Here is a 25,353-nt window from a genome sequence, read left to right as displayed (position 1 = left end):
CCCTCATTCGATCCGGGACCGGTCGCGCGGCGCCTACCGCACCGAGACCGACGGCGGCGCGGCGAGGAGCTCGCCGATCGACGGATCGACGCCGTCGCGCACCCGAATCGTCCTGGGCAACAGTCCGTTGGCCGCGAGCAGGTCGGCGGCGCGCTGTTGCTCGTCGAGAAACTCCTCGCTCACCGGGCCGATACCGAAGGGCCGGCCGCGCAGAGCCATCTCCCAGGCGTCGAGGTCCGCGACACCACCCCGAGCCGCGATGTCGTCGACGAAATACTGCGCCGCGGCGCGCGGATTCTCGGCGATCCACGCATCGGATTCCCGCAGGGCGTTGATGATGGCCACGAGGGCGGGACGGTTGTTCTCGGCGAAGTCACGGCGGGTGAACCACAGCGAGGGATGACTGAACACCGACTCGGTGTCGACCAGGGTGTGCAGCGAGGTGGCCGCTTCGACGGCGGCCAGGCCCGGATAGGCACCGACCCACGCGTCGAGGGTGCCGTCGAGCAGCAGCGCGCCGCCGTCGTGCACATCGGTGTCGACCGGTTCGACATCGGCCCAGCCCAGCCCCGCCTGATCCAGCGCGAACAGCAACAATGTGGTCTGCCAGGACCCGTGCGCGATCCCGATCCGCTTACCCGCCAGATCCGCGACCGACCCGATTCCGCTGCCCGCCTCGGTGACCAGCCGCCCGTTCTCGATACGGGGTTGCGAGATACCGACGTAGACGATGTCACGGTCGTTGCCGAGTGCGGTGATCGGCGGCGTGAATCCGGTGCCGATGAAGTCGTAGCCGCCGTCGAACAGGTGGTCCGAATGCACCGACGGCAGCGAGGTTCGCACATCGGCGCGGGGCGGCTGCGGCAGGGCACGCAGATCGACCCACTCCACCTCCGGCAGAGTGCGTTCCAGAATGCCGCGGTGGCGCAGGACGAACAGGGAATTGTTGTGCGGGAAGTAGCCGACCCGGACGGTCATGAATGCTCCTGGGTGTACGGGAAGGTGGTCAGATCAGGCCGCGGCGGCGGGCCTCGTCGGCCAGCCCGGTGCGGCCCCACTGCACAGCCAGATTGGATGGATCGAATTCGACCGAGCCGCCGAGGGTTTCGGCGATGGCCTGGTACTGGGCGCCCTCCTCCAGCAGCACCACCAGTTTCGCCAGCTCGAGCAGTCCGGCACGGCCGATGACATTCGCGCCACCGTTGGCCTCGAAGATGGCGATGAGATCGGGATCGTGGGTGAGCCGGTCGAGCACGAAAGCACCGGCGCCGACGCTGCGGTCGATGTGCGGCGCGATCTCCCGCGACAGGGTCAGTCGCTGCACCGCCGCGTAGCGGATCGGGAAGGTGCGATGGGTCTGGGCCCAGCCACCCAGCCACGGGCTGTGCACATGGACCACCGAGGTGATCTCGGGGTGGGCGCGGAAGACCTCGGCATAGCCGCGGACGAAACCGGCGGACCCGTTGCCCGACAGCACTTCTCCGTCGAAGTTCGCCACGACCGGCGCCACGGTGCGGTCGTCCGCCCATGGCCCCGGCTCGTTGAACGCGACGGCGATGTCCTCCCCCGGAACGCGTTCGACGAAATTCACGGTGCCGTTGCCGGTGACGGTGCCGGTCTCGCGCAACACCCGGAAGGCCTTCTCGGCATCGCGAGCGGCGGCGGTGACGAAATCGGTGACGGCGTCTCCGAGCCTGAATTCGGTGGTGGTCATGGTGCTCCTAGTGAGTGTGGATCAGTTCGGGGGCCCGGGGGGTCAGGCGGGAACGGCCGAGCAGTGGCAGGACCTCTTCCCCGACGCGGTAGGCCTCTTCCAGATGGGGATTGCCGGCGAGGATGAAAGCGTCCACGCCCAGGTCGATCAGCTCGTCGAGGCGCTGGGCGACCTGTTCGTAGCTGCCGACCAGTCCGAAGGCAGGACCGCCACGGATCAGGCTGAAACCGCACCAGACATTGGGCTGCACCTCCAGATCCCGGTAGCCGGCGATGGTTTCGGGCACCCAGCCCTTGATGCGGGCCGCACCCACCGAATCCCCCTGGGCAGCACGGTTGGCGGCATCCCGGTCGACGAAGGCCCAGCCCTTGCGGATCTCGTCCCAGGCGGCTTCTTCGGTGTGCCGGGCCAGGATGTCGATGCGGACCGCGAATTTCGGTGTGCGACCGATCTTCTCGGCGTGCGCGCGGACGCCGTCGAATTTGGCCCGCAGATCGTCGAACGGCTCGAGCCAGGACAGGTAGTAGTCGGCGTGTCTGCCCGCGGCCTGGACCGCGGCGCCCGACGAACCGGAGAAATACACCTCCGGAAACGGCTGCCCGGCCAGACCGGGCGCGAGTGCGGCACCCTCGGTGTGGAAGAACCGGCCGTCGTGCGAGTACGGCGTGCCGTCCCACACGCCGCGCAGCACATCGAGGAATTCGCTGGTGCGCGCATAGCGATCGTCATGGGAAACCTTGTCGCCCCACCATGATTGGGCCGCGCCCCCACCACCGCTGATGATGTTGTAGACCAGCCGCCCGCCGGTGGCCCGCTGCAGGCTCGCCGACATCCGCGCGGCCTGGATCGGATGCAGGAAACCGGGCTGGAAGGCGACCATGAACCGGTAGGTGGTGGTTTCGCGGGCCAGCGCCGACGCGAAGGCCCAGGGATCCTCGGTCACCGGGAAGGAGGGCAGCAGCCCGCCCAGGAAGCCGGCGGATTCACTGGCCCGGGCGACGGCGGCGACATGATCGATGTAGCTGTAGCCGTCGAGTTCCCCGGCGCGCACGGCGGGGGCGATATTGCCCGGTTCGTATCCGGCGGCGTCACCGCGGTTGTAGCGGCGCGGGGTGCGCAGCGAGGCGTGATCGCCCTCCATGCCGATGCGCCAATAGATGTCGATGGTCATACCGCGGCCTCCTTCGGGGTACGCCCGGCCGGATCGGCGAGGAACAGCAGATGCTCACCGGCGCGGTGGATTTCCTCGATGTGCGGATGGCCGGTCAGCACCACGGTGTCGAAGCCGGTGGCGGTGTACACCTGCAATTGCCGGGCCACCTGCTCGTAGCTGCCGACCAGGCCGATGGGCTGCCGATGGCCGAGGATGCCGAATCCGGCCCAGCGCCCGTCACCGAGACTCAGCGACCGTGCGCCTGGTCCGTCCGGACGGACCTCGCGCCATTGCCGTTCCGCTCGCGCCCACGCCTCGCCCTCGGACTCGCGGGCGATCACCGGAAGTTCGAGTCCGGCTCGTACGGTGCGACCGGCCCCGGCGGCGCGATCGCGCAGTCCGGCCAGCGCCGCGGCCGGACCGTCCGGTGTCTCGGTGAACAGGTGTACATCACCGTGGTGAGCCGAAAGATCGAGTGCGGCAGGCGAAGTACCGGACAAGTACACGTCCGGGAACGGCAACCCGGACAGCACACCGCGGAAGCCGCCGTCGATCACGTCGTAGTGATCACCCGCGAAGTCGAAGCCCGTGCCCCGGAACCCCGCCGCGGGCACCGGGTCCCGGTTCCACACACCGCGGGCGACGGTGAGGAATTCTGCCGCACGGCTGAAACGACGATCGCCGGATACCCGGTCGCCCCGCGAGCGCGCGTCCTCGGCATCGGTATCGATGGCAAGGCGCCAGCCCAGCCGCCCGCCCGACAGTCGTTGCAGGGTGGCCGAGATCTTGGCGGCGTAGACGGGAGTGCCGAAGGCGGGCTGGAATTCGACGACGACCCGGCTGTGGCGGGTGGCGCGCAGCGCGCCACCCGCCACGATCCAGGACTCCTCACCGAGCGGATCGTAGGGCGCGAGCGTCCCGTCGAGCCCGGCCAGTTCGGCGGCGTCGATCACCTGATGCAGATCGTCGAAGGGCACGTAGCGGCCGGGCCGCACATCGGTGGGTTCCCGATCGGCCGGTCGCGGTCCCGGCCGCCCGCCTGCCGGAGTGGGCGCCGGATCCGAGAACCCGCCGCGATGACGCAGTTCCGGGCGCGCACGCCGGCCGTCGCCGCGGCTGGGCAGGCGCCACAGATATTCGGTCATGCCGCCACCCGCCCGGTGGCGACCAGTTCCCGCGCCCGCGCCAAAGGTTCCGGCGCGACCCAGGATTCGAGGTCGAAGTCGGCATCGAGGAAGCCGTGGGTGTAGAGGAACTGCTTCTGCACGCCCAGCAGTTCGACCCGTTCGGCGTCGAGGCTCGGGTGCAGGCCGCGATGGAATTGCTCGCCGTAGGCGGCCACGACTCCTTCCGGGCCGGAGAGGGTTTCGCGTTGCAGGACCGTGCGGACACCGGCCAGATCGCCGGCGGCCCAGTCCGCGGCGCGCAGGCTCTGGGCGAGGAAGCCGATCACCACCTCGGGGATGGCATCGAGCAGATCCTGGTGCACCGTGATGGGCCGCGGGGTTCCGTTGTTGACGCGCAACCTCTTCGTCTCGGTGGCGTCCAGGTCCACGGCCACCCGCAGTCCGTGCTGCGCGGCGACCTCCTGGGCGCGAGCGCCCTTCACGTAGATGGCGTCCACCTCGCCGCGGATCAGTTCGTCCGCGCCCCAGGTGATCCGATGGGACCGCTGAATCTCGGTGCGCACCTGCGGGTCTCGTTCGGCGCTCAATTCCACCACCGTCACGTCGGCGAGGGTCAGCCCGCTCAGGCACAGCGCGTCGGTGAACCCGTGCAATGCCATCGCCCGGGGGAAGCTGCGCGGCCGATCCTGCGCCCAGGCCGGAATGCCGATCCGCAGGCCGGCCAGCTCGGCGGCCGTGCGCACCGGCGAATCCGGGCCGACGAGAATGGCCTGCGATTCGTCGATCCAGGTCAGCCCGATCAGCCGGGTCGGTGCACCCTGGGCCCGGGCGGCGATCGCGGGCACATTGCCGCCCTCGCGGATCAGGCCGGACAGATCGTGGTCGTAATGCGAACCGGCCAGTTCCGGCCCGGCATCCTGCAGGACACCGAAGCGCAGGCCGTTGCGCTGCGCGGTCTCGTCCAGCCAGCCGAGGCTGTGGGCCAGGCCGCTGGCGGTCGGGACGGGGCAGCGGGTGTACCAGAGTGTGTCGCTCATGAAATGCTCCCTGGGGCTAATGGATTGACGGCGACGTGCGCCCGACGCCGAGTTCGGCGAGCAAGTTCGCGCGGTGACGCAGGGCGTCGGGGTCGGTGCGATCGCGCGGGCGCGCGAGTTCGATATCGATGTCGACGGTGAAGCGGCCGCGGTCCAGGACGAGGATGCGATCGGCGAGCCGAACGGCCTCGTCCACATCGTGTGTGACCATCAGGACCGCGGGACGGTGCCGGTCCACCAGATCGCCGACCAGGTCCTGCATCTGTAATCGGGTCAGCGCGTCCAGGGCGGCGAACGGCTCGTCCAACAGCAACAGCTCCGGTTCGCGCACCAGGGCGCGCGCCAGTGCCGCACGCTGGGCCTCACCACCGGACAGGGTCGCCGGCCACTGCCGGGCCTTCCCGTCCAGCCCGACCTCGGCCAGCGCGCGCGCTCCCGCATCCCGGATCTGCTTCGAACGGCGCTGTCCCACTGTCACATTGGCCAGCACCCGCTTGGACGGAATGAGCCGCGGCTCTTGATGGACGGTGGTGCGGACGGCGGGCACCAGCACCTGCCCGGCATCGGGGGCCTCCAGGCCGGTGAGCAGACGCAGCAATGTGGTCTTGCCGGTGCCGCTGGGACCGAGCAGCACCACGAACTCGCCGCGTCGGATGGTCAGATCCACTCCGTCGAGCACGACCTTGTCGCCGAATGCCTTTCGCAGCCCCTCGAGCCGAACGGCCGCCGCCGTACCGCGCGACTGCTGTACGGCGGTCATCGGATCGCCACCTGCCCGCGCCACGGCATCGCGAAGCGTTCGACCAGTCGCACCACACCGTCGAAGATCAGGCCCAGCACCGCGTAGAGCACCACACACAGCACCATGTAGTCGGTGCGGTTGTATTCCTGCGCCAGGGTGACCAGATACCCGACGCCCTTGCTGGTGCCGACCTGCTCGGCGGCGATCAGGCCGGTGATGCTGATGGACAGGCACACTCGCAACGCCATGAGGACGCCGGGCAGCGCCGACGGCAGGATCACCTCGAGCACCAGTCGCACCCCGGTCAGGCCGAATCCACGTGCTGCCTCCACCACCTTGCGGTCCACGTTGCGCACCCCGAGGTAGGTGTAGGCGTACATGGGCGCGACGGTGGCGACCGCGATCAGCAGTACCTTGTACAGCTCGTCGATGCCGAACCAGGCGATGAAAAGCGGTACCAGCGCCAGGAACGGAACCGCGCGCACGATCTGCATCGTGGAGTCGACCAATTCTTCACCGAGACTCGACAATCCCGCCACGAGGCCGAGCAGCAGTCCCACAGTGACGCCCAGTAGGACACCGAGCGCTGCGCGGGTGAACGAGGCCAGGGCGAAGTCGGCGAGCTGGCCGCTGCGCAGCAGTTCGACGAACGCCGACCACACCTTCGGCGGCCCGGCCAGCACCTCCGGTGAGAGTGTCCCGGTCGCCGACCCGATCCACCACCCCGCGAGGATCAGCACCGGCAACAGGAAGCGCAGCGGGAGCGAAAGCCATGCGGGCCGGTGTTTCTCGACTCGGCGGCGCGGTGGTGCGAGCCCACCGGCCGATTCGCCGGCGGCGAGAACGGCGGTCATCTCATCGGCCCTTCTGCAGTGCGGCCAGCTGATCGGGGCTCAGCTTGGCCTTCAGGTCGTAGAAGATGTCGGCAGCGGTGATCGTTCGGCTGATCACCCCGTTGCCCGCGAACAGATTCACCACATCGGCGAGATCGGCGGCATCGGATTCGCGGGGCAGGCGCGGGGCGGTGGCCTCGGCATCGACCCGCAGCGCATCGGCGAGCCGCGCACCGCTCAGTGCCCGCGGACCGGTCTGTTCGAAAACGTTCTCGAATGCCGCGGGATCGTCGTGCTGCCGGTCGGTGAGCCCCTGCAGCACTTCGAGGTACTTGGCCGCGACTTCCGGGCGCTGGTCGAGGATTTCGGTGCGGAACACCACCACCGTGTTGTCCTTGGAACCGATGCTCTGCTCGCTGGCGATCTCCACCCCGCCGTTGGCCTTGGCCTCCTGGTAGGGCACCAGGAACGAGGCCCACGCATCGACCTTGCCGGTGGCGAATGCGGAGGCGGCGTCCTTCTGCTGCAACGGAACCCGCGTCACCTCGCCGGCCGGTACGCCGGCCCGGGCCAGGGCCTTCAACAGGATGTACTCACCCTTGCCCGCCGGATTCACCGCGACTCGCTTGCCGGCCAGATCGGCCACCGAGTGGATACCCGAGGTCTTGGTGGCGATGATGCCGCTCTGGTCCTTGCCCGCCGGGTCCTGGACCGCCGCGATCCGCACCGCCACATCCTTGGACAGCGCACCGACGACCGGACTGAACGCGGCGCCGGACACATCGAGCTGCCGAGTGTTGAACAGTTTCAGCATGGAACTGAAACCAGGTGTGGTGGTTACCCATTCGACCTTCGCGCCCAGCGGTGCCAGGGCCTTGTCGAAGGTCCCGTCCCGCTTGGCGACCGCGAGCGGGCCCGCATTCCCGGGGTCCGCCACCTTCAGGACCAGTTCGGTTCCCGGACCGGTGTCGGTGGCGGCTCCGGATCCACACGCCGCCACCAGTGCGACGAGCGGAGCCAGCGCGAGCGCGAGACGCCGGCGGTATGGCCTGCGCGTGCGGAACATCGTGGAGCACCTCTTCCGAATTCATGACCGAAGTCGATCGCTACCCGGCGACAGTAGGGCCGCGCCCGGTTCGGTACGAGGTAATGCTTTCCGAAGATCGGAATGCTTGACGAATCATCGAATTGAGGTGTATCTCGGCTTGAATCACTAGTGAACTGGTTAATCAACGTCCGCAGTCCAGGTTTTCACGCGGCGTGAACCAAAGATTCGACGACCTACGTTTTCCGAATAGTGGAAATCTGGGCGAGGTCATCCGCGCCCGCGCGTGTTACTGTCGCCCGCGTGGAACCTTCCGGCGTGCAGACCGTCACCCGTGCCCTGTCGGTCCTCGATTGTTTCCGCGACGGCGAGGACCGCGGCGTATCGGAGATCGCCCGCAGCCAAGGTCTCGCGGTCAGCACCACCCACCGGTTGCTCACCGCTCTCGTGCAGGCCGGGTTTCTGGACAAGGACGAGGGTTCCAGCCGCTACCGGATGGGCGGCGCACTGGCCGAATACGGCCAGATCGCCTATCGCCAGCACCGCATCTACCTCGCCGAACCCGGTCTCGAACAGCTCGCCGCCACCACCGGCGCCAATGCCTCGGTAGCCATCCGGCACAGCATCCACGCCGTCCTGCTGGGCACCAGCCGCTGGCGCGAAACCGACGGCCACCGCCTCATGGGGGTGCGCCTGCCCCTGCATGCCAGCGCCCTGGGCAAGGCATTGCTCGCATGGTCCGAGATCCCCGCCGACTTCCTGTCCGGCCTCCCGTACGACGAGGGCACCACCCGATCGGTCTCCACGCCCGGCGAACTCCGTGCCGAACTCGACCGCACCCGCACCCGCGGTTACGCCTACAACGACGAGGAACTCGACCCGGGCTTCCGCACCATCGCCCTGCCCATCCGCACACCGGCCGGTGACTGTCGTTTCGCCCTCGGCCTGCGTGGAACCACCGATCTGATGATCCCCGAACGCATTCCGTTCCTGGTCGAACTGGCCAAGGTGACCGCGGCCGACATCGCCACCCGCTTCGCCACCGCCTGAGCGCACCGCGCCGGTCGATCCCATGTTCCCGGCCCGTGCCCGCCCGAGCAGATCGAGGACACCGCGATCGTCGCACTCATCACCGCCGTCGCGGCGGGTGTCCTCGCGGCGTGCTCGTCGCGAACCAGCTCGATCGAACCTCCCGCCGTCAGCCGGCCGGGGTGATGTGCAGCAACGTCACTCCGTGTGCCGGGATGTCGGCGGCCACGATCGGGCCGGTACCAGTCCGGGCGGCACCGGACCACAGGTCGCCGAACCGATACGCACGACCGGACTCGAGACCCACCGCGGTAGTGGATGTTTCGATGGTCGTCGGCCGATCGGCGGTATTGAACAGAGCGAGCGCGACCGAGCCGTCCGCCAGGCGCTTGGCCAGGATCCGGTCGTCGCCGCCCACTGCGACCGGTGTTGCGACGAGCGGATCCTGGTCGATGGCGACGACGCCGCGATTGGTCAGGATCGCCCGCGTCCGCTCGCTCATGGTGCGGATGTCGTTGCCCGCGAGCAGCGGCGCCGACAGCATCGCCCACAGCGAGAAGTGCGTCCGTTCCTCATCCGGAGTGAGGCTGTTCGGTACCCGCAATACGGTCAGTTCGGACAAAGGTAGTTGCAGGCTACGGCCCAGGCGGTCGGCCTGCTCCGCGCTCGCGGCGCCCGGTCCGGTCGCGGTCTGCGGTATACCGGCGAGGTGTGCGGCCACGAATTCGGCCATGGACAGTCCGACGACGAGCATGTCCGGATCGCCGAGGTAATCACGCTCGCCCGCGGGCGCCGCGCGTGCCGCGTCGAATTGGTCACCGACGCCCAGATATCCGCGGCTGTCGAATTCGCCGAATGACATCGGGGGCACCGTGGTGTCCCACACCGGCGCCAGATCTCCGGCATTTCGAACAACATCGGCGATCCGCGACCAGTCGTAGCCGATCCCCGCCTCGGTGTCGCCCGAGCTGTTCGGATTGATGCTGTACACGATGTGCCGACCGGTGCCGCGCAGCGCGTCGCGCATCGCGGTGAAGACCCGGACCTGCTCGTCGTGATCGCCTTCGGTGCGGCACCAGTCGTATTTCAGGAAGTCGACGCCCCATTCGGCGAACGTGTGCGCATCCTGGGTTTCGTGGCCGAGGCTCGCGTTGCCGGGACTCTGCCCGCAGATCTGGTTGTAGGGGCTCGAATACACACCCAGCAGCATGCCGCGCTGGTGGGCGTAGGCGGCCAATGCGGCCATACCGTGCGGAAATCGCTCCGGATCGGCCTCCAGTTCCCCGTCGGCGCCGCGTCGTGGTGCGGCCCAGCCGGCATCCAGATTCACATACCGATAGCCCGCGTCGCGCATCCCGGACGACACCATCGCGTCGATGGTCTCGTGAATCGCGTTCTCGTTCAACGGAATTCCGGAGTTCCAGGAATTCCATCCCATCGGCGGCACCCCGGCCGCGACCGGGGCCGCGTGCGCCGGCGTACCCACGGCCACCGACGCGCCGGCCAGCAGGGCGACGGCCAGCGCCGCGAACCTCCTGCCGGACCTCATTCCGCCGCCGCTCCACATCTTCGTCCGTCGTCGCGCACAACAGTTCGCACCGACGCTACCCGCGTTCGCGCGGCAGCCGGACGGCGAATCGGCGGGAACGAATCACTCGGCACGCGATACCACGCTGGTCCACCGGCCTGAACGCCGGCCGCACGCCGGCTGGCAATCACCTGAGAAAGCCCGAGGGGCGGGCGCCGGATACTCGTCCATGCGGCGGCACGCCCCCGTGCACGGCATGTCGTCCCGCGTGGGCGACCGGCGAGAACCTAGACTCGCGACCAGTCGGTCGGTTCGCACCATCCGCACATCAACCGGGGGTGACTCGCCAGGAGGTCGCGGTGTCGCTGGTCGCTCGTGGGCTGGGCTGGTTCGGGCTGTATCTGGCCGTGGCACTGGTACCCCTGGTCTTCGCCGTGATCGGCGTGACCGCACCCGGTCGCGGATTCTGGACGGAATTCTCCGTCGCGCTGGGGTTCGTCGGAATGTCGATGCTGGGCATGCAGTTCGCGCTGGTCGCGCGGTTCCAGGCGGTGGCGGCACCGTTCGGCGAGGACGCGCTGGTGCAGTTCCACCGCCAGATCTCCTATGTCGCACTGATATTCATCCTCGCCCATCCGATCCTGCTGCAGCTGGCCGGCACCGACATCATCGGTTTGCTCAACCTCGCACAGGCACCCCCGCGCGCCCGCTTCGCCGTCGCGTCCACGGTGCTGCTGCTGATCGTGATCGCGACATCGGTCTGGCGGCGGCGGCTGCGGATCGGCTACGAGATCTGGCAGATCGTGCACGGTGTGCTGTCGGTGCTGATCGTCGCCTTCGCACTCGCTCACATGCTGCTGGTCGGCTATTACCTCGACCAGATCTGGAAGAAATGGCTGTGGGTGGTGATGACCGCGGCGCTGGTCGTACTGCTCGTCTGGGTGCGCGTCGTGAAGCCGGTACTGCGGCTGCGCCGCCCGTGGCGCGTCGCGGCGGTCACCGCCGAACGCGGCGATGCGCACACGCTGACCCTGGAACCGTTCGGACACAACGGATTCCGGTTCGCACCCGGGCAGTTCGGATGGCTGGTCGTGGATCGATCCCCCTTCTCGATCACCTCGCACCCCTTCTCGTTCTCCTCGAGCGCCGAACGCGCCGGATCGATCGACATGACCATCAAGGCCCTCGGTGATTTCACCGCCGGGATCGGCGATATCCGCCCCGGCACCCGGGCCTGGCTCGACGGCCCGCACGGCGTGTTCAGCCCCGACCGCAACGAGGGACCGGGATTCGTGCTCATCGCAGGCGGCGTCGGGATCACCCCGATGGTCAGCATCCTGCGCACGATGGCCGAGCGCGACGACCGCCGGCCCGTCGTACTGCTGTACGCCTGCCGATCCCTCGCCGAGGCCACCTTCGCCGAGGAACTGACGGTTCTCGGCGACCGTCTCGACCTGACGACCGTGTACATCCTCGAGCGGCCCGGCCCCGACTGGACCGGCGAACGAGGATTCATCGATCGCGGCGTCCTGTCCCGCCATCTCCCCCTGCGCCACGAACGACTCCAGTACTTCATCTGCGGACCGGCGCCGATGGTCACCGCCGTCGAAGACGCACTGGCCGCGGAAAAGGTCCCCGCGCAACGAGTCCACACCGAGCGTTTCAACTTCGTCTGAGAGGTCACCGGCGATGCGGCACACCTACACCACCCGCGCGGTGGTCGCGATCACCCTGATCCTGCTCGCGGCATCGGTCTGGTTCGCCGTCGCCACCAACTGAACGAGCCGGATCAGCGCAGCCAGGGAAAGGGCAGCCGCAGGATCGCGGCGACGTGGTCGGCCACTTCGTCCCCGTGGCGCGGAACACCACCGGCCCGCAATCCGCGAGTCAGGTGCAGATGCAGTGACTGCAGGGTGGCGAAGGTGTTGGCCGCCCATGGCGGACACGGGCCCCGCCCGGCGCCGGCGAAGGCGTCGTCCACCACATCGAACCAGCCGAGCGCCTGATCGCGGGTGAGGCCGGGCGTGTGCAGCACGGCGGTGAGAGCACGCGCCAGGCGCGCGTCCTCGAGGTGGCTGTAGCGGTAGTCGGTGTCCTTGACCGTCATCCGGTGCGCGCACAGCTCCAGGATGTCGGGCGCGTGCCGGGGCACGGCACGTGCGAAGGCGACCGCGGCATCGGCGCCGTGGGCCACCGCGTGCAGCCAGCCCAGGGTCTCGTCGTATCCGCGCACATCGGGTTCGGTGCGGTACCAGTTCTCGAACACCTCGTACCAGCCGTCGACCGCGCCGCCGGGCAGTTCGACGTCGCGCCCCAGCACGACGCCGAACGCCAGCGCCGCGAAGGTCCGCGCCTGCACCTCCGCATGTCCGGTGAGCCGCTCGGCCATGATGTCGCCCAGCCGGCCGAGTTCGCGATCCAGTACGCCCCGCCGTCCCCACACCGACACGGCGGTATAACCGAACTCGTCGCGCACGACCGGATCAGGCGAGGCCAGCATGTCGGTGAGCACATCCACCAGCCGCGGGACCTCGGCTCCGGCGGGCACCGCCCAGTCCCCGGCCGCCACCGCGGGCCAGTCGATGCCGCCGATGACCATGTCCCCGTTGCCCATTCGGCGATGATAGTTGCCGTCCGGGCCGGCCCCGCCGACTACCGGAACGGGGTGATGTCGGAAAGCCGTTCGGCGCGAATCTTGTTCACCCACTCCGGGTCGGCCAGCAGGGCCCGGCCCACGGCGACCACATCGAATTCACCGCGTTCGAACTGTTCGGCCAGCACCCGGAAGCGGTGCGCCTGCGTCTCGTCGATCCGATCGCCGCGAAAGACACTGTCCACGCCCACCGAGCCCACGGTGATCACCGGCAAACCGGTGATCTTCTTGGTCCAGCCGGCCAGACTCAGATCCTCGGCGTGGTCGGTGAAGTCGGGCAGCCAGTGCCGGCGCAGCGAGGTGTGGAAGATGTCGACGCCCGCGTCGGCGAGCGGCGTCAGCAGCTGTTCGAGTTCGGCCGGGGTATCGGCGATCCGGGCGCTGTAGTCGGCGCCCTTCCACTGCGAGTACCGGTAGATGATCGTGAAATCCGCTCCGACGGCCGCGCGCACCGCCGCGACCACGCGCGCCGGGAACGATGCCCGACGACCGAATGTGCCGCCGTAGTCGTCGTCGCGGCGATTGGTCGCGGTCCAGAAGAACTGGTCGAGCAGGTAGCCGTGCGCGCCGTGCAGTTCCAGGCCGTCGAATCCCAGCTCCTTGGCCAGCACCGCCGACTCCACGTACGAACCGATCAGGGTGTCCAGGTCGGCGGCCGTCAATGCCCGCCCGACCGGCTGTCCGGTGTGATCCACACCGGAGGGGCTGACCGACAGCGCATCGGGCTCGAAGCCGGGTTCGGCACCTCGGTCCACCCCCGTGTGCCACAGCTGCGGGACGATCGCGGCGCCTTCGGCATGGACCGCGTCCACCACCGCGCGCCACCCCGCCGCACTGTCGTCCCCGTAGAACCGCGGCACCGCCTCGAGCGGCCCGGCCGACGGACCGCGGACATAGGTCCCCTCGGTGATGATCAGTCCCACCCCACCGGCCGCGTGCTCGCGGTAGTACTCGGTGTTCTCCGCGTTGGGCACTCCGCCCGGCGACTTCACCCGCGTCATCGGGGCCATCGCGAACCTGTTCCGCAGGCGCAGCGATCCCGCGCGGAACTCGGTGAACAACTCGTCGAGCCCGACCGAGAGCTCACCGACCGATTCTTGTGACATGGTGCACAGTTCCTTCCGATTCGACAACGCGGCTTCGAAGGAAGTTGGAGACCCTCGAATTTCTTGGGCAACAGCGACCGCGCCGCGGTCATTCCTGCCGCACGGTTGTGCCCGATCACGAAATCCGGGCCGGCCTCCGGTGGGATCCACTCGAGTGGGCCGCCAACTTCGGGCGGCGGCCGCCGGCGCGACCGTAGGCTGCCGTGGTGAACGATCGAGTGCCCAATGGCCGCATCGCACGGGGTAGCCGCATCGGCAAGCTGGCGGCGGGCCAGGCGATCCGCGGCGTCGGCACCCGATTGTCGGCGGTCGGCCGCACCGAGGAGGCCCGGCAGCGGCTCAGCGAACGCTCCGCGATGCAGGCCGCACAGCAGCTGGTGACGGTGCTGGGCGGAATGAAGGGCGCGGCGATGAAGCTGGGCCAGATGCTGTCGGTGCTCGACCTGGATCTGCTGCCGGAGCAGCAGCGCGAGATGTTCACCACCAAACTCGCCGAATTACGGGACCGGGCACCGGCTTTCCCGTTTCCGGCGATGCGGGAGGTGATCGAGGACGATCTGGGATCGATGGGGCGCACCTTCGCCGATTTCGACGAAACGCCGATCGCCGCCGCCTCCATCGGACAGGTGTACCGGGCTCGGTTGCGCGACGGGCGGCAGGTGGCGGTCAAGGTCAAATATCCGGGCGTGGATCGAGCCGTCGAATCCGATATGCGCAATCTCATGCTGATCAGCCGGTTGTGGAAGGCGCTGCTGCCCAGTGCCGCCGACGAGGAGGTACTCGGCGAAATCGCGCGCACCATCGGCACCGAACTCGACTATCCGCGCGAGGCCCGCACCCAGCATCACGTCGCCACCCGCTACCGCGGTCACCCCTACATCACCGTGCCCGACAGCATCGGTGCGCACTGCGGGCCGAACGTGCTGGTCACCGAGCTGGTGACGGGCCGATCGTTCGACCACGTCCGGACGCTGCCGGATGCCGAGCGCGGCGATATCGGTGAGCTGATCTACCGCTTCTACATCAGCTCGCTGTTCACCGACCACGAATTCTGCGGCGATCCGCATCCGGGCAACGTCCTGCACACCACCGACGGCCGCCTGGCCTTCGTCGATTTCGGCCTCTACACCTCGATGAATTCCGCCGATGTCGAACTCGAACGCGAGGTCATCCGCGCGGCCTGCGAGGATCGCGCCGAGGACATCTACGACGCCTGGGTCGACCAGGGCATCGTCGACCCCGGCGCGGGGGTGAGCCCGGAGGAATGCCTCGGTTACATCCGCGCGGCGGCCGGATGGCACCTGATCGACGAAAAGATCACCGTCACACCGGAACTCGCCACCAGCGCGGTGGTACTGGCGGTGGATCCCCGGGCAGCGGAATTCAGTGGGATGCGCCGGCAGCGCCTCCCACCCGAACATGTCTTCTCGCGGCGCGCCGACCTGTTCACCTTCGCTCTGCTCGGCCAGCTGCACGCCACCAACAATTGGCATCGGCTGGCGCGGGAGTGGATGTACGACGAGGCCCCCGCGACCTCGATCGGGCGGGAGATCGCGCGCTGGCGATCGCGATCGGAGCGTCGGTGAGGAGTTCTGCGTCACCCTCGCCGAGCCGGCCCGAGGTGTGGCCGGATCGGACGCGCGGCCGAATTTCGTTGTCGGAGCGCGGATTTCGACACATCCGTCGCGATCGCGGGGATTGGTGATGTGAGCTGGGCCCCATCCAGGTCTGGGAGGTCTGGTGGTCCCCCACCGCGCACCGTCCTACCGTCGTTTCTCGTCGACGCACAATGCAGTCGCCGGCGTCATCCGCGATCATCACGCGCTCGTGCCGATCGCGGCACACAGACGACAGACAGACCCGGAGTAATGGCTTCCCGAACCACCCCTTGCAACGATGTCCCCGCCCGCCCCGTGAGCGCCGAGCCGCCGCGCACCCCACGATCGGGTGAACGACGCCGGAGCCTACGGCTGCTGTGTTGCGCCGCGTTCAGTGGCGTCACCGTCGCACTGCTGTTCCAGCCGTGGCTGTCGGTATCGGGCCCGAGCGGCATGATCGGGTCGGACGCCTTCGGCGCGCTCGATGCCGACAGCGGGATCGAGGACAACTGGGCGGGCTCGGGCATGCAAACCCTCGAGATCAGTGGCGGCTGGGCGGTACTCACCTGTGTCGCGGCCCTGGTGGCGATCATCGCTACCGCCGCGTATCTGCGCACTCGCATGGCGTTGTTCGCACATGCCGTCGCCGTGGCCGGTTCGGCCGTCGCGGTCTCGGTCATCGCGGATGTGCTGTATCTGTACGGTAAAGCGTCCGAGCTGCGCACCGTCGCCGACGACAACAGCGTCTCCGGCCTCGTCGGCAGCATGCTCGGAAACGCGCCCGCCGCGGAACAGGCGATCACCTCCCATTTCGGTGTCGCCGTCCTGCTCGCCGGTGTCACCGCCTTCGGTGCGGCGGCGAGTGCACTGTTGAACTATCAGCCCGTGGTCGCGGCGGAACGGCCCGTGGCCGTGGTGCCCGCGGACGCCGTCGCCACACCGGCCGCGGTCGCCTCCACTGCGCACGAACCGGCGCCGCTCGTCTCCGCCGCGGCCGTATCCGCTGCGCCGGAACCGGCCGTGGCCGAAGCGGCCGTGGCCGAGCCCGCGGTCGCCGTACCGACTCCGGCCGAGCCCGAAGTGCCCGAACCCGTTGCGGCCGAGGCGATCACGCCCGAACCGTCCGACGATCAGCCGGCCTACCGGGTTCTCGAACCCGAACCGTCGGCCGCCACGAAGGAACCGAGCTGGCGCATCGTGATTCCCGCGGCCGAGATGTACGGGCCCACCCCCGGAGTGCGCACGATCACCCGCGCCGGCAGGTAGCGCCACCGTCCGGGCCCGGCACACCACCGGGCCCGGAACCCTGCTCCGGAACAAACTACGGTCGACTCCGATTGCACCGAGTACCCCATCGGAAGGAAATCCGTAGTGACCGATCTGCTGCCACTGACCCCGGACGAGCTGCTGACCACGACCCGCGCCGTGCGCCGCCGCCTCGATCTGTCCCGGCCGGTGCCGCTGGAGGTGATCCGAGAGGCGCTCGAGGTGGCGCTGCAGGCTCCCTCGGGCGGCAATCGGCAGAAATGGCATTGGATCGTGGTGACCGACCCGGCGATCAAGACCCAGATCGCGGAGTACTACCGGCGCTCCTATCGGGCCTACCGCGAGGCCGGCGGCGAACCCACCGATCCGACCGCCGCACGCGTCGCCTCGAGTTCGGATCACCTGAGCGAGGTGCTCGGCGAGGTCCCCGCACTGGTGATCGGCGCGATTCACACCGGCGGCGGTGACCTCGGCGGCAATCAGGCCGGTCTGTGGGGATCGGTGCTGCCCGCGGCCTGGAACCTGGCACTGGCCCTGCGCGCCCGCGGACTCGGAACCACCTGGACCACACTGCATCTGCAGTACGAACGCGAGGTCGCCGAGATCCTCGGTATTCCGGACACGGTGCGCCAAGGCGTACTGCTGCCGGTGGCCTACACCAAGGGCACCGACTTCCGGCCCGGTCCGCGTGCCGACCTCGACGCGGTACTGCACGTCGACGGGTGGTGAGGACCGGGGTCGGTGCGTGCTGCGATCGGCGCGCGCAGCGGCTGCTGCGGCCGGCGCCGGTTTGCTCCTGCGCAGTGCGTCACCGCGGCGAGCGGGCGAAGATCTGATCGACAGAGGTGACCGTGCGCCGGGCCGGCCGGATCTTTTTCCGGCGGCCGGCGCCGCGGTCGCCGAATCCGCCCCCGCCGACACGCTTTCGGTGAACTTCCGGAGTCGGAATCCCGAGGTGCGACACCCGGGCGGTATCAGCGCCGCACGGTGCGAACCGGTTGCGTCGCTATCGCGTCGATGGACAGCGCCCGCTCCGCGAACCGCCAGCCCCGGTCGGTGCGCAGATAGCGATCGGCGTAACGCAGGTGCCAGATCAGGTCGATGAGCCGGCCGTCCTTCTCGATCCAGTGGTGTGCGATCCCCGCGATCGACCCCGTCGCCGCGTCATCGTCGATCCGGGCGTAGACCTCACCCACGATCGCGTGCTGGGTACGCAGCACGTCGGCGAGCGAGGCCATCGCGGTGCGAACGCCGTCCGGCCCGTCGTGCCGAATGTGGGGCCCGAGCACCTCCGGCGGTGCGGGCATGGTGAGCACGGCTGTGCCGGTGAACAATTCGGCGACATCGTCGATCCTGCGCGCGTCGACCCCGGCCGCGTAGCGGTGCACGAGATCCGACAGTTCCAGCCGATCGGCCACCGACAGCGTCACTGCACTTCCTTCGATCGTGTCCTCCGGAAACCCGGACGGCGCCCGGGTTTCCGGAGGGACGTGGCGACGGTTCAGCGGGTGGCGATGATCGCCGACCCGTGACCGAACAGTCCCTGATTCACCGCGATACCCGCGCGCGCGTTCTCCACCTGGCGGCCGTCGGCCTGACCGCGCAGCTGCCAGGTGAGCTCGCAGATCTGCGCGATGGCCTGTGCGGGAATGGCCTCGCCGAAGCTGGCCAGCCCACCGCTGGGGTTCACCGGTATCCGGCCGCCCAGAGTCGTTGCGCCACTGCGCAACAGCTCCTCGGCGCCGCCGACCTCGCACAGTCCGATGTCTTCGTACCAGTCCAGTTCCAATGCGGTGGACAGGTCGTAGACCTCGGCGAAGGACAGCTCGGAGGGACCGAGCCCGGCCTCCTCGTAGGCGGCCTGCGCGATGGCGGAGCGGAAGGTGTGCGGCGGGGCCTCGACGGCCACGGCGGAATCCGTCGCGAAATCCGGCAGATCGATGACGGTCTTCGGGAAGGTCGGCGTCACCGTCGACAGCCCGCTGATGCGCACCGGTTCGGCGATGCCGTGCCGGCGGGCGTAATCCATCGATGTGAGCACCAGCGCGGCGCCGCCGTCACTGGTCGCGCAGATGTCGAGCAGCCGCAACGGATCCGACACGATCGCCGAGGCCGCGACCTCCTCGGCCGACACCTCCTTGCGATAGCGCGCGTACGGGTTGTTCAGGCCGTGGCGGGCGTTCTTCACCTTGACCGCGGCGAAATCGTCGAGCGTGGCGCCGTGCAGTGCCATCCGGCGACGGGCGTACAGCGCGAAGTAGATCGGGTTGGTGGCGCCGAGCAGGTGGAAACGCAACCAGTCCGGATCGTTGCGGCGTTCCCCGCCGACCGGTTGGAAGAAGCCCTTCGGTGCCGCGTCCGCGCCGATCACCAGCGCCACATCGGTCAGTCCGGCCAGGATCTGCGCGCGCGCGTTCGCGATGGCCTGCGCACCGGAGGCACAGGCGGCGTAGCTGCTCGAGATCCGCGCACCCGACCAGCCCAGCGCCTGGGCGAAGGTCGCACCGGAGACGAATCCCGGATAGCCGTTGCGGATGGTGTCCGCGCCGGCGATGTAGCCGACATCGCGGTGGTCCACGCCGGCGTCGGCCAGCGCCGCCCGCGCGGCGACCAGACCGTATTCGACGAAGTTGCGGCCCCATTTGCCCCACTGGTGCATGCCCGCACCGAGGACGGCGATGTCACGAGAGTTGGTATCAGGCATCGACCGGCCTCCACATCCACACGGTGTGCTCCGCTTCCTCGTCCTCGTACAGCACACCGACGGTCAGCTCGACCGGCATGCCGACGGCGAGGTCGTCCACGGTGAGCCCGCGCACGACCTGCCCGAGGATCACCATCTGCTCCAGCTCGAGCTCGACCGCCGCGACGACGTAGGGCTCGAACGGATCCGGCGAGACGTAGGGCGCGGGCGGCTTGTAGCGGGCATCGGCGTACGACCAGATCCGGCCGCGCGTGGAGAACCGGTACTCGGCCAGTTCGGAGCCGTCCTTGGGCGCGGTACATTGCGGATTGCGGCAGGCGAGGGTGTTGCGGGGGAAGTACGGTGTGCGGCACACGTCGCAGCGACTTCCCACGAGACGTACCGTGCCGTCGTCCGCAGTGAACCAATCTGCCACCGCGGGGCGTTGTTCTTTCTGCACAGACCCGACGTTATAGGAACACGTTCTACTTTGGAACCGTCAATCCCGGCCGGTGGAACCGGAGCCGGAGTACGGTGTGACCGGATCGAGGATGCGACGAGACCCTCGAGACGATCTGGAGTATCGCACCACGATGGGCACCAAAGCCATTGACCCGCAGTCGATCCGCAATGTCACGATCATCGGCGATCCTGCCGACACCGCCCGTGTCACCGCACGCCTGCGCCGCCGTTGCGCCACGACCGCATGGGTGACCGACCGGGTCGAACACACGATTCACATCGCCGAGGTGTCGAGCCACGCGCCCATCGCGGCGACGGAACGGGCGATTCGCGTCGCCGACGGGGTGATCGCGGTCGTGCCCGCCGCCGCCCGGGGCGGCGCGCGACTCGAGACGCTGCTGCGGGTCGCCGACGATCATCAGGTCGCCCGGCTGTGTGTGGTGACCGGCCTCGACCGACCGGACGCCGACTTCGACCGCTGTATCCGCACGATCGCCGGCATCCGCGGCGCGGTGCCGCTACCGGTGCAGCTTCCCACCGGCACCGGGACCGGGTTCCACGGTGCCATCGACCTGGTCCCGATGTGGGCACTGGCACCGATGGGCACCGAGTTCTACGGCAGCCGCTGGCAGATCGCCGAGCAGCGTTTCCGCGACCTCGTCGCCGCGGTCGCCGAACAGGACGGCGCCGGCGATACGCCCGAGGTCCCGCCCGCCCGGTTGCACGATCGCATCCGCCGCCTCACCCGGATCGGGGAGGCCGTACCCGTCCTGTGCGATACGGCGCCGTGGAGCGACGATCCGGCCGCACTCCTGGACGCCGTCGTCCGGTACCTGCCCTCCCCCATGCACGTCTGCCAGCCCGAGCACGCGCTCGACCAGTGAAGATCGGCGTGGCTACGCCCGGGCGTCGGGCACCGGCTGCCGGTCGCCGATCGGGTCGGGTAGCTCGCCCGCGAGCCGGACCCCGGCCAGCCCGGTCCAGCACAGTCCGGCCGTCGTGGCGATGGCCTCGTGCTTGGCCAGCGGCTTTCCGGTGGCCACCCAGTCCCGCGCACAGGATTGGGCGATCGCGACAAGTTCCGCCGTCATCAACCATCCGCGCTCGGCACCCGGCAGCGGATACGGTGCCAGTGCCCGCGAGACGGCGTCGGTGCACAGCGCCGCGGCCCGATGCGCCATCCGCTGCGCCGACGGCTCGTCGACCACGGCCGCACCGGCGAGCAACACGGCGCTGCGCTTGTGGACATCGGCGAAATCGAATACCGCGGTCACCGTCGCCGTCACGATCGAACGCATGCTGTCAGCGGGCGCCAGCGCGATGGTGAGCGTCTCCTCCAAGTCCTGCCTCGCCTCGTGCAGGACCGCCAGATACAACTCCAGCTTGCTCGAAAACGATTTGTACAGCACCGGTTTGCTGATTCCGGCCCGGCACGCGATCTCGTCCATGCTCGCCGCCCGATACCCGCACGCCGCGAACAACCCGGACGCCGCCGCCATGATCACGCGCCGACGCTCCTGCCTGGCCTGCGCCAAAGTCCCGTTCACCGCCCTGACCACCTCCTGAGATCTCACGATAACCACACGTGGATCCCGGCCCGCCCCGGCATCCCGCCGAACGGTCGCAACCGGTGCCGAATCGGCTCGGGCGCGGGCGGCTCGATCAGTCGCCGTCGCGGGCGTTCGGAACCGGTGGCAGATCCGCGACCGCGGCCGTCACGGTGGGATACAACCCTGGTGCGGCGGCGCCGGACTCGGCGGCGGTGAGCTCGTCACCGAACTGACCGACAGACCGTGCGATGCGGAAGTCGATGCGGCGGCGGCCGAGATCGCGCTGCAGATCGGCGAGCATCGCCGCCGCTGTCACATCGATACTGGGCGAGGTCTCGGCATCGAGTACCACCAGCCGGGTGCGATCGGTGCACAACTCGTCGATCCGGTCGCGGATGTAGTCCGCGTTGGCGAAGAACAATCCCGATTCCACCCGGACGACCAGCAGATCCGGGCGAGACGGCAGATCGGGATGCCGGGCCGCGTCCACCCACAGCGTGCCGGTGTGCACCACCCGCGCCACATGCGGGCGCGAGGTCCGGTACACCAGCAACACCATCGAGATGCAGATGCCGATCAACAGACCCGGCAGCGTGTCGAAGAGCAGCACACCGAACATCGCCGCGACGGCGGCGGTGAAATCGGCTCGCGCCGCCTTGCCGTAGATGCCGCCCAGACGCCGCGTCCAGACCCCGTACAGCCGCCGCAGCGCGGCGAAATCGACGAGCTCGATCACCGCGGCGATGACGACACCGGCCAAGGTGGCCTCGGGCAGTTTCTCGAACAGACCGGTCAGGAACAGCAGCGTCAGAATCGTCAGCGCCGCGACGACCAAACCGCTGACTTGGGTTTTCGCGCCCGCCGACCCGTTGACCGCGGTCTTGGACAGGCTGCCGTTGACGACCATGCCCGACGACAGGCCCGCACCGAGGTTCGCCGCCCCCAGCCCGAGCAGTTCACGATTGGCGTCGACCTGGTAACCCGCCTTGGCCGCATAGGTTTTCGCGGCGCCCAGCCCCTCGGCGAACCCGATCAGCAAAACTCCGACCGCCGGTCCGAGCAGGTCGACGAAGTCGCCGAATCCGATACCGCCCGGCAGCCCGAACCCGGGCAGACCGGAGTCGATGTGGCCGACGATGACGACGCCCTTGTCGTCGAGATCGAACAGCGCCACCGCGCCGATGCCGACCAGTACGGCCAGCAGTGAGCCCGGAATCAATGGCAGCCAGCGTTTCAGGCCGAGCACGATCGCGAGACTCACCAGCCCGATGGCGAAGGTTCGCCAGTGGATGTCGCCGAGTCGGGTCAGCGCACCCCAGGCCTGCTCGAAGAAGTTGCCGTCGTGTTTACCGATGCCGAGCAGCTTCGGCACCTGTCCGATGATGATGGTCAGCGCGAGGCCGACGATGAAGCCCTTGAGCACGGGCTCCGAGATGAAGGCCGCGACGAACCCCAGACGGATCAGTCCGGCCAGCAGTCCGGCGATCCCCGTGGCGATCGCCAGCGCCGTGGACAGTGCGAGGTATCTGCACCCGTCCGCGCCGGCCAGCGGGGTCACGATCGCCGCCGACAGTGCCGCCGTCGCCGACATCGGCCCCACGATCAGATGCCGCGAACTTCCGGCCAGCGCGTACAGGATCAGCGACGGAATCGCGGCATACAACCCGACCACCGGCGGCACACCCGCGATCGAGGCATAGGCGAGCGCCTCCGGAACCAGGACGGCCCACACGGTGAGGCCCGCGACCACATCGGCGCGCAACCATTGCGGCCGGTATCCCGCGAGCGATTCGAACACCACCCACCGTGTCGCCACCGCGTCCTCCGCTCTCGTCGCAGCTGAAATCGATGGATCTAGCTACCCAGTGCGTCCGCATCGTCCTGGCCGACCACGAGGTGGCGGATACCGAGTTTCTCGGCGAACAGGTGACGCTGGACGATCCAGCCGGCGGCCGACAGCGCCACCCAGGCCGCGGTGGCCAGGAACTGCTGCCATCCCGTATCGGGTGATCGCAGGAATTCCAGATCGTCGCTCATCCGGCCCATACCGCTCAGTACCATGCTCGCGCCGCCGATCGAGGTCAGCCACAACAACGCACGCTCCCGGAAGCGGTCGGCCAGAAAGGCTCCCGCCACGCACACCGCGAGGATCACGATCATGCTCATCGCCCAGTTCTTGTCCCCGGGTTGGAAGACCGTGGCCAGTTTCGCGCCCACCATCGCACCGGTCAGACCGCCGATCACGTAGGCCGCGAACTTGAACACCAGCGACACCACCACCCAGGTGACGACCGCACCGATCAATCCGAACAGCAGCAGCGTCCAGAACGACGGTCCGAACAGATCCGCGATCAGCCAGCCGATACCGAATCCGATCGCCACCACACCGAGGTGCACCGACCGGATTCCGTAGAAGCACAGCAACGCGCCCACCAGCACCACGACGATGCCACTCATCGGATCCCCTTTCGCCGCAGACCTCCGCGACTGCGAGTCTCGGCGCAACGACCGGCCGCGTACTCATCCCCTGCGGGTGAACCGTCACGGGACCCGTGTCCGGCGGCGGCACCGCGATGGCACAGTGAACCGGACACGGCCCGAGTGCGGAGGACACACCATGAATCGACGGACCCCCAGCCAATGGGAAGAACTCATCGCGGCCGACCCGGCCCATTCGACGTGGTACGTGCAGCGGTTCCGGACACTGGCCGCCGAGGGCACCGACATCGTCGGCGAGGCGCGGCTGATCGACGCGATGCTCGATCGCGGCAGCCGGGTCCTGGACGCGGGCTGCGGCCCGGGCCGGGTCGGTGGCTACCTGCACGGAACCGGTCACGTCGTGGTCGGCGTCGACGTCGATCCGGTGTTGATCACCGCGGCCGAGCAGGACTATCCCGGTCCGACCTGGATGGTGGGCGATCTCGCCGAGCTGGACCTGCCGGGCCGCGGCATCGCGGCCGACTTCGACATCATCGTGTGCGCCGGCAATGTGATGACCTTCCTGGCGCCCTCGACCCGCGCGGCGGTACTGGCCGGGTTCACCCGCCATCTCGCCCCGGCCGGACGAGCGGTCGTGGGGTTCGGCGCCGATCGCGGTTACGAGTTCCCGCAGTTCCTGGCCGATGCCGAGAAGGCCGGACTCGTTCTCGATCTGCGGCTTTCGACGTGGGACCTGCGGCCGTTCACCGACGACTCCGACTTTCTGGTGGCCGTGTTCTCGCGCGGCTGAGCGTCGAAGAACGCGGAGTGGATCGCCGGAGGTAGCGGACAAACCCTGTCCTGTACCGCTGACAAGGTGGCCTTCATCGCCGGCAATCCCCGGCGCCACACCCTCTCCGAAGGACGGACCATCATGTCGGTACACGCTGTCGCGCATCTGAACTTCCACGGCCGGGCACGGTCGGCTCTCGAGTTCTACCGGTCGGTGTTCGACGGGCAGCTCACCGTCGTCACCTACGCGGACTTCGGAATGCCCGCCGAACGACCCGACGCCACCAAGGTCGTGTTCGGCCAGGTGGTGGCCGACAACGGATTCCGGGTCATGGCCTACGACGTGCCGGGCGCCGACATCCCCGCCACTGCGGGGTCGCCAAGCACTCGCCGCGAGAACGGCACGACCATCACCGGGGAGCCCTTCTTCCTGTCCGTTCGCGGCGACACCGTCGACGAGGTCGGCGCGCTGTGGAAGCGGCTCGCCGAGGGAGCGACGATCATCGAGGAATTCGGTCCGGCGCAGTGGGCGCCAGGCTTCGGAATGCTGACCGATCGCTTCGGCATCACCTGGATCCTCGATGTCGCGACCGAGTACATCGGAGCCTGAGCCAGAT

25 protein-coding genes are annotated in these 25,353 nt (G+C 68.7%); 8 read left to right on the top strand and 17 right to left on the bottom strand.

Translation table 11 applies throughout. From position 1 onward, the window contains the following. Nucleotides 1-33: 33 nt before the first annotated feature. From AB0L57_RS22250 to AB0L57_RS22215, 8 genes are read right to left on the bottom strand one after another with little or no spacing between them, the layout of a single operon-like run. Entirely contained in the window at nucleotides 34-978 is a 945-nt protein-coding gene (locus AB0L57_RS22250) for an ABC transporter substrate-binding protein (RefSeq protein ID WP_364965273.1), read from the bottom strand. 28 nt (nucleotides 979-1,006) lie between these two features. Next, entirely contained in the window at nucleotides 1,007-1,714 is a 708-nt protein-coding gene (locus tag AB0L57_RS22245) for a class II aldolase/adducin family protein (RefSeq protein WP_364965270.1), read from the bottom strand. Between the two features lie 7 nt (nucleotides 1,715-1,721). Next, complete coding sequence (locus AB0L57_RS22240) at nucleotides 1,722-2,885, bottom strand: LLM class flavin-dependent oxidoreductase (RefSeq protein ID WP_364965268.1); 1,164 nt, start codon at nucleotides 2,883-2,885, stop codon at nucleotides 1,722-1,724. Beyond that, nucleotides 2,882-4,012 (bottom strand): LLM class flavin-dependent oxidoreductase, encoded by a 1,131-nt coding sequence (locus AB0L57_RS22235; protein WP_364965265.1) that lies wholly within the window; start codon nucleotides 4,010-4,012, stop codon nucleotides 2,882-2,884. Before AB0L57_RS22235 ends, AB0L57_RS22240 begins: the two co-directional genes overlap by 4 nt. Next, on the bottom strand, nucleotides 4,009-5,031 hold the full coding sequence (locus AB0L57_RS22230; protein WP_364965262.1) for an ABC transporter substrate-binding protein: 1,023 nt from the start codon (nucleotides 5,029-5,031) through the stop codon (nucleotides 4,009-4,011). The genes AB0L57_RS22235 and AB0L57_RS22230 overlap by 4 nt, the downstream gene beginning before the upstream one ends. A 16-nt stretch (nucleotides 5,032-5,047) precedes the next feature. After that, on the bottom strand, nucleotides 5,048-5,791 hold the full coding sequence (locus tag AB0L57_RS22225; protein ID WP_364965259.1) for an ATP-binding cassette domain-containing protein: 744 nt from the start codon (nucleotides 5,789-5,791) through the stop codon (nucleotides 5,048-5,050). Next, nucleotides 5,788-6,627 (bottom strand): ABC transporter permease, encoded by an 840-nt coding sequence (locus AB0L57_RS22220; protein WP_364965256.1) that lies wholly within the window; start codon nucleotides 6,625-6,627, stop codon nucleotides 5,788-5,790. Before AB0L57_RS22220 ends, AB0L57_RS22225 begins: the two co-directional genes overlap by 4 nt. A 1-nt stretch (nucleotide 6,628) precedes the next feature. Further along, nucleotides 6,629-7,672 (bottom strand): NrtA/SsuA/CpmA family ABC transporter substrate-binding protein, encoded by a 1,044-nt coding sequence (locus tag AB0L57_RS22215; RefSeq protein ID WP_364965253.1) that lies wholly within the window; start codon nucleotides 7,670-7,672, stop codon nucleotides 6,629-6,631. Nucleotides 7,673-7,954: 282 nt separating this feature from the next. Here AB0L57_RS22215 and AB0L57_RS22210 point away from each other — a divergent pair, with 282 nt between their 5' ends. Continuing rightward, on the top strand, nucleotides 7,955-8,701 hold the full coding sequence (locus AB0L57_RS22210) for an IclR family transcriptional regulator (protein ID WP_364965250.1): 747 nt from the start codon (nucleotides 7,955-7,957) through the stop codon (nucleotides 8,699-8,701). A gap of 148 nt (nucleotides 8,702-8,849) precedes the next feature. Here AB0L57_RS22210 and AB0L57_RS22205 read toward each other — a convergent pair whose 3' ends face one another. Continuing rightward, on the bottom strand, nucleotides 8,850-10,229 hold the full coding sequence (locus AB0L57_RS22205) for a glycoside hydrolase family 27 protein (RefSeq protein ID WP_364965248.1): 1,380 nt from the start codon (nucleotides 10,227-10,229) through the stop codon (nucleotides 8,850-8,852). 317 nt (nucleotides 10,230-10,546) lie between these two features. Here AB0L57_RS22205 and AB0L57_RS22200 point away from each other — a divergent pair, with 317 nt between their 5' ends. Next, nucleotides 10,547-11,884, top strand: a complete 1,338-nt coding sequence (locus AB0L57_RS22200; RefSeq protein WP_364965245.1) for a ferric reductase-like transmembrane domain-containing protein — start codon at nucleotides 10,547-10,549, stop codon at nucleotides 11,882-11,884. Between the two features lie 113 nt (nucleotides 11,885-11,997). Here AB0L57_RS22200 and AB0L57_RS22195 read toward each other — a convergent pair whose 3' ends face one another. Together AB0L57_RS22195 and AB0L57_RS22190 are read right to left on the bottom strand one after the other, a co-directional pair. Continuing rightward, nucleotides 11,998-12,822 carry a DUF2785 domain-containing protein gene (locus tag AB0L57_RS22195; protein ID WP_364965243.1) on the bottom strand — a complete coding sequence of 275 codons (825 nt, stop codon included), beginning with the start codon at nucleotides 12,820-12,822 and terminating at the stop codon, nucleotides 11,998-12,000. 38 nt (nucleotides 12,823-12,860) lie between these two features. Continuing rightward, the gene (locus tag AB0L57_RS22190; protein ID WP_364965240.1) at nucleotides 12,861-13,967 is read right to left on the bottom strand and encodes an NADH:flavin oxidoreductase; all 1,107 of its coding nucleotides are present in this window, start codon (nucleotides 13,965-13,967) and stop codon (nucleotides 12,861-12,863) included. A gap of 206 nt (nucleotides 13,968-14,173) precedes the next feature. Here AB0L57_RS22190 and AB0L57_RS22185 point away from each other — a divergent pair, with 206 nt between their 5' ends. The 3 genes from AB0L57_RS22185 to AB0L57_RS22175 all read left to right on the top strand — a co-directional run bounded on the left by AB0L57_RS22185 (nucleotide 14,174) and on the right by AB0L57_RS22175 (nucleotide 17,560). After that, a complete protein-coding gene (locus AB0L57_RS22185) occupies nucleotides 14,174-15,553 on the top strand; it encodes an AarF/ABC1/UbiB kinase family protein (protein ID WP_364965237.1) in 1,380 nt (459 codons plus the stop codon). 327 nt (nucleotides 15,554-15,880) lie between these two features. Continuing rightward, entirely contained in the window at nucleotides 15,881-16,831 is a 951-nt protein-coding gene (locus AB0L57_RS22180) for a hypothetical protein (protein ID WP_364965231.1), read from the top strand. 105 nt (nucleotides 16,832-16,936) lie between these two features. Next, entirely contained in the window at nucleotides 16,937-17,560 is a 624-nt protein-coding gene (locus AB0L57_RS22175; protein WP_364965229.1) for a nitroreductase family protein, read from the top strand. A gap of 245 nt (nucleotides 17,561-17,805) precedes the next feature. Here AB0L57_RS22175 and AB0L57_RS22170 read toward each other — a convergent pair whose 3' ends face one another. From AB0L57_RS22170 to AB0L57_RS22160, 3 genes are all read right to left on the bottom strand, one after another. Next, on the bottom strand, nucleotides 17,806-18,261 hold the full coding sequence (locus AB0L57_RS22170; RefSeq protein ID WP_364965227.1) for a nuclear transport factor 2 family protein: 456 nt from the start codon (nucleotides 18,259-18,261) through the stop codon (nucleotides 17,806-17,808). A gap of 71 nt (nucleotides 18,262-18,332) precedes the next feature. Continuing rightward, nucleotides 18,333-19,535, bottom strand: coding sequence for a lipid-transfer protein (locus AB0L57_RS22165; RefSeq protein ID WP_364965225.1), 1,203 nt, complete (start codon nucleotides 19,533-19,535; stop codon nucleotides 18,333-18,335). Beyond that, entirely contained in the window at nucleotides 19,528-19,950 is a 423-nt protein-coding gene (locus AB0L57_RS22160; RefSeq protein WP_364965810.1) for an OB-fold domain-containing protein, read from the bottom strand. The genes AB0L57_RS22165 and AB0L57_RS22160 overlap by 8 nt, the downstream gene beginning before the upstream one ends. A 115-nt stretch (nucleotides 19,951-20,065) precedes the next feature. Between AB0L57_RS22160 and AB0L57_RS22155 the strand changes: the two genes are divergently transcribed. Beyond that, nucleotides 20,066-20,860, top strand: a complete 795-nt coding sequence (locus tag AB0L57_RS22155) for a GTP-binding protein (protein ID WP_364965223.1) — start codon at nucleotides 20,066-20,068, stop codon at nucleotides 20,858-20,860. 12 nt (nucleotides 20,861-20,872) lie between these two features. Here the strand turns inward: AB0L57_RS22155 and AB0L57_RS22150 are convergent, their stop codons facing one another. From AB0L57_RS22150 to AB0L57_RS22140, 3 genes are all read right to left on the bottom strand, one after another. Next, on the bottom strand, nucleotides 20,873-21,523 hold the full coding sequence (locus AB0L57_RS22150) for a TetR/AcrR family transcriptional regulator (protein WP_364965221.1): 651 nt from the start codon (nucleotides 21,521-21,523) through the stop codon (nucleotides 20,873-20,875). A 115-nt stretch (nucleotides 21,524-21,638) separates the two neighbouring features. Next, entirely contained in the window at nucleotides 21,639-23,342 is a 1,704-nt protein-coding gene (locus AB0L57_RS22145; RefSeq protein ID WP_364965219.1) for a SulP family inorganic anion transporter, read from the bottom strand. 38 nt (nucleotides 23,343-23,380) lie between these two features. Beyond that, the gene (locus AB0L57_RS22140; protein WP_364965216.1) at nucleotides 23,381-23,983 is read right to left on the bottom strand and encodes a DUF4203 domain-containing protein; all 603 of its coding nucleotides are present in this window, start codon (nucleotides 23,981-23,983) and stop codon (nucleotides 23,381-23,383) included. A gap of 160 nt (nucleotides 23,984-24,143) precedes the next feature. Here AB0L57_RS22140 and AB0L57_RS22135 point away from each other — a divergent pair, with 160 nt between their 5' ends. Further along, nucleotides 24,144-24,755 carry a class I SAM-dependent methyltransferase gene (locus AB0L57_RS22135; protein WP_364965213.1) on the top strand — a complete coding sequence of 204 codons (612 nt, stop codon included), beginning with the start codon at nucleotides 24,144-24,146 and terminating at the stop codon, nucleotides 24,753-24,755. A 123-nt stretch (nucleotides 24,756-24,878) separates the two neighbouring features. Further along, nucleotides 24,879-25,346: a VOC family protein gene (locus AB0L57_RS22130; RefSeq protein WP_364965211.1), complete on the top strand. Its 468-nt coding sequence runs from the start codon at nucleotides 24,879-24,881 to the stop codon at nucleotides 25,344-25,346. Nucleotides 25,347-25,353: the final 7 nt, after the last annotated feature.

Origin of the sequence: Nocardia sp. NPDC052254 (assembly GCF_040679495.1) — a bacterium.
Taxonomy (GTDB): domain Bacteria; phylum Actinomycetota; class Actinomycetes; order Mycobacteriales; family Mycobacteriaceae; genus Nocardia.
Note: the sequence above shows the minus strand (reverse complement) of the source record. Positions and strands in the feature narration are given on the sequence as shown.

Bases quoted from the DNA above. Each gene is read 5' to 3' on its own strand.
- AB0L57_RS22135 (WP_364965213.1), top strand. From the start codon at position 24,144: ATGAATCGACGGACCCCCAGCCAATGGGAAGAACTCATCGCGGCCGAC.
- AB0L57_RS22215 (WP_364965253.1), bottom strand. From the start codon at position 7,672: ATGTTCCGCACGCGCAGGCCATACCGCCGGCGTCTCGCGCTCGCGCTG.
- AB0L57_RS22245 (WP_364965270.1), bottom strand. From the start codon at position 1,714: ATGACCACCACCGAATTCAGGCTCGGAGACGCCGTCACCGATTTCGTC.
- AB0L57_RS22165 (WP_364965225.1), bottom strand. From the start codon at position 19,535: ATGCCTGATACCAACTCTCGTGACATCGCCGTCCTCGGTGCGGGCATG.
- AB0L57_RS22130 (WP_364965211.1), top strand. From the start codon at position 24,879: ATGTCGGTACACGCTGTCGCGCATCTGAACTTCCACGGCCGGGCACGG.
- AB0L57_RS22205 (WP_364965248.1), bottom strand. From the start codon at position 10,229: ATGAGGTCCGGCAGGAGGTTCGCGGCGCTGGCCGTCGCCCTGCTGGCC.
- AB0L57_RS22140 (WP_364965216.1), bottom strand. From the start codon at position 23,983: ATGAGTGGCATCGTCGTGGTGCTGGTGGGCGCGTTGCTGTGCTTCTAC.
- AB0L57_RS22195 (WP_364965243.1), bottom strand. From the start codon at position 12,822: ATGGGCAACGGGGACATGGTCATCGGCGGCATCGACTGGCCCGCGGTG.
- AB0L57_RS22230 (WP_364965262.1), bottom strand. From the start codon at position 5,031: ATGAGCGACACACTCTGGTACACCCGCTGCCCCGTCCCGACCGCCAGC.
- AB0L57_RS22155 (WP_364965223.1), top strand. From the start codon at position 20,066: ATGCGACGAGACCCTCGAGACGATCTGGAGTATCGCACCACGATGGGC.
- AB0L57_RS22190 (WP_364965240.1), bottom strand. From the start codon at position 13,967: ATGTCACAAGAATCGGTCGGTGAGCTCTCGGTCGGGCTCGACGAGTTG.
- AB0L57_RS22250 (WP_364965273.1), bottom strand. From the start codon at position 978: ATGACCGTCCGGGTCGGCTACTTCCCGCACAACAATTCCCTGTTCGTC.
- AB0L57_RS22225 (WP_364965259.1), bottom strand. From the start codon at position 5,791: ATGACCGCCGTACAGCAGTCGCGCGGTACGGCGGCGGCCGTTCGGCTC.
- AB0L57_RS22240 (WP_364965268.1), bottom strand. From the start codon at position 2,885: ATGACCATCGACATCTATTGGCGCATCGGCATGGAGGGCGATCACGCC.
- AB0L57_RS22220 (WP_364965256.1), bottom strand. From the start codon at position 6,627: ATGACCGCCGTTCTCGCCGCCGGCGAATCGGCCGGTGGGCTCGCACCA.
- AB0L57_RS22235 (WP_364965265.1), bottom strand. From the start codon at position 4,012: ATGACCGAATATCTGTGGCGCCTGCCCAGCCGCGGCGACGGCCGGCGT.